At 73.6% G+C, this 1,199-nt stretch carries 1 protein-coding gene; it reads right to left on the bottom strand.

The genetic code is table 11. The annotated features are described in order from the left end of the window. Positions 1-1,071: anthranilate phosphoribosyltransferase (trpD, locus tag ACFW2E_RS43775; protein ID WP_384476837.1), on the bottom strand; the 1,071-nt coding region annotated here is incomplete at its 3' end. Between the last annotated feature and the right edge of the window lie 128 nt (positions 1,072-1,199).

The following is a 1,199-nucleotide window of genomic DNA, read 5'->3' as shown; positions in this document are numbered from 1 at the left end:
GGCGTAACCGGGTTTGGGCCCCGCCACCCGCGCCACCACAACCGGCGGCGCCGACCCCGCGCCCATCGACTCCGCGGCCCTGGCCATCCCGGCGCCGAGCTGCTCGGCCAGCGTCCCGGGGCCCGGGTCGAGGGCCACGAGGGCCGCCGCCGAGTTCAGGAGCACCGCGTCCCGAACGGGACCCGTCTCACCGTCCAGCAGCCGCCGCGCGACCCCCGCGTTGAACGACGGGTCCCCGCCGCGCAGCGCCTCCACCGGAACCAGCTCGATGCCCACGTCGCGCGGGTCGAAGGTCTCCTCGGTGACCTTGCCGTCCCGGACCACCCAGACGTGGGAGGTGGCCGTCGTGGTCAGCTCGTCGAGGCCGTCGTCGCCGCGGAAGACGAGGGAGGAGTTGCCCCGCTCCGCCAGGACGCCCGCGATCATCGGCGCCAGCCTCGGGTCGGCCACACCGACGGCCTGGGACTTCACCCTCGCCGGGTTGGTGAGCGGGCCGAGGGCGTTGAAGACGGTTCGGATGCCCAACTGGCCGCGGGCCGCGGCGACATGACGCAGCGCGGGGTGGAACTTCACCGCGAAGCAGAAGGTGATGCCCGCCTCCTCGGCCACCTCGGCCACCCGCTTGGGCGTGAGGTCGAGGTTGACGCCCAGCTTCTCCAGGACGTCCGAGGAGCCCGAGGCGGACGAGGCCGCACGGTTGCCGTGCTTGACGACCTTCGCTCCCGTGCCGGCCACGACGAGCGCCGACATCGTGGAGATGTTGACCGTCTTGGCGCCGTCGCCGCCCGTGCCGACGATGTCGACCGTGCGGCCCGAGACCTCGATCGTGTTGGCGTGCTCGTACATCGCCCGGACGACGCCGGTGATCTCCTCGACGGTCTCGCCCTTGGCCCGCAGTGCCACCACGAACCCGGCGATCTGCGCGTCGGTGGCCTCGCCGCGCATGATCCGGTCCATGGCCCAGGCCGTCGCGTCGGCGCTCTGGTCACGTCCGTCCAGCAGGGCGTTCAGCACCTGGGGCCAGGAACGGCCCGCCGCGGTGTCGCCTCCAGCGGGGGTCACAGCGCTCATGAGCCGCTCCTGGGTGAGGTCCCGGATTGCGGGACACGAATCTCGACGAGGTCCACCCTATCCAGCCGCCGGGCACGGCGCCAGGGGGGGGCGCGCCCCCCCGCCCGCCCCCCACAACCCACCCCCGG

The sequence above is a fragment of the Streptomyces sp. NPDC058964 genome, assembly GCF_042741275.1.
Lineage (GTDB): Bacteria > Actinomycetota > Actinomycetes > Streptomycetales > Streptomycetaceae > Streptomyces.
This window is presented reverse-complemented; position numbering and strand designations above follow the sequence as displayed.